At 63.0% G+C, this 1,264-nt stretch carries 2 protein-coding genes; both read right to left on the bottom strand.

The window, feature by feature from the left end; translation table 11 throughout:
• Positions 1–27: 27 nt before the first annotated feature.
• Complete coding sequence (locus EOA29_RS36860) at positions 28–1,014, bottom strand: sulfate ABC transporter substrate-binding protein (RefSeq protein ID WP_126093005.1); 987 nt, start codon at positions 1,012–1,014, stop codon at positions 28–30.
• A 31-nt stretch (positions 1,015–1,045) separates the two neighbouring features.
• A partial coding sequence (locus EOA29_RS42485; RefSeq protein WP_210213228.1) for a hypothetical protein occupies positions 1,046–1,264 on the bottom strand: 219 nt, incomplete at its 5' end.

Raw genomic sequence — 1,264 nt, 5'->3', positions numbered from 1 at the left:
GCTCTCCTGCGCTCTATGATTGAGGAGCTAGTGGCCGGCGTAGGCCTGATCGAGCAGGCCGCCGGCCGCGAAATGCTCCTTCTGCACCTTGTCCCAGCCGCCGAAGACCTCGTCCACCGTCAACAGGCGGACGTCGGGAAAATCGGCCTTGTATTTGGCGGCAACCGAGGCGTCGCGAGCCCGCAGGCCGTTGCGGGCGGCGATGTCCTGACCCTCCGGCGAATAGAGGAAGTCGAGATAGGCCTTGGCGAGATCGCGGCTGCCGTGCTCGTCGGCGACCTTGTCGACGATCGCCACCGGGAATTCGGCGAGCAGGCTGACCGAAGGCGTGACCTGCTCGAATTTGTCGTCGCCATATTCCTTGCGGATGCCGCGCGTTTCGGATTCGAAGGTGATCAGCACGTCGCCTATCTCGCGCTGGACGAAGGTGGTGGTGGCGGCGCGGCCACCGGTGTCGAAGATCGGCACGTTGTTGAACAGCTTGGTGATGAACTCCTTCACCTTGGCGTCGTCGCCCTTGAAAGCCTCCTTGGCGTAAGCGGTGGCGGCGAGATAGGTGTAGCGCGCGTTGCCCGATGTCTTCGGGTTGGGGAAGATCACCTGCACGTCGTCGCGCACCAGGTCGCTCCAGTCCTTGATGTGCTTGGGATTGCCGGCGCGCACCAGGAAGGACGGCAGCGAATAGAAGGGCGAGGCGTTATCCGGGAAATCCTTCTGCCAATCCGCCGAGACCAGCCCCTTGTTGACCAGGAAATCGACGTCGGTGACCTGGTTGAAGGTGACGACATCGGCACCCAGGCCATCGGCGACGGCGCGCGCCTGCGCCGAGGCGCCGGCGTGGGACTGATCGACCGTCACGCCAGGATGCTTGGCGATGAAGGCCTTGTTGATGTCGGCGAACAATTCGCGGCCAACGTCGTATGAGGCATTCAACAGCTTGTCGGCCGACCAGGCTTGGGAGGAGGCGAGGACGAGGCCGGCGAGAGCGGCGATGCCGAGCAATAGGCGCTTCATGAAAACAGGTCTCCTTCGGAACAGTCAGAAACTATAATGCGACCATAAGAAGGAAAGTCTGGTCCGACGAGGCACGCGGTCCGGGTGGATGGCAGGCGCCAGGAAAAAGCGTCGCCCAAACAGCTGTTTGGCGGGATTTTCTTCCAAGCAGATTCATCGCGGCGCCGGCGGGCGCCAGCGGAGAGCGGCAGGCAGAAAGATGTGTCAGGCAGTCGGGAAGAGCTTCCAGCGCCCCGGCCTGAAGGCCACC

It is taken from the genome of Mesorhizobium sp. M1E.F.Ca.ET.063.01.1.1, assembly GCF_003998155.1.
Classification (GTDB): domain Bacteria; phylum Pseudomonadota; class Alphaproteobacteria; order Rhizobiales; family Rhizobiaceae; genus Mesorhizobium.
The sequence above is the reverse complement of the archived record's forward strand: the minus strand, read 5'-3'. Positions and strand labels throughout refer to the sequence as shown.

What these genes read in the sequence shown, in the direction of transcription:
- EOA29_RS36860 (WP_126093005.1), bottom strand. Translation starts at nt 1,014, where the DNA reads ATGAAGCGCCTATTGCTCGGCATCGCCGCTCTCGCCGGCCTCGTCCTC.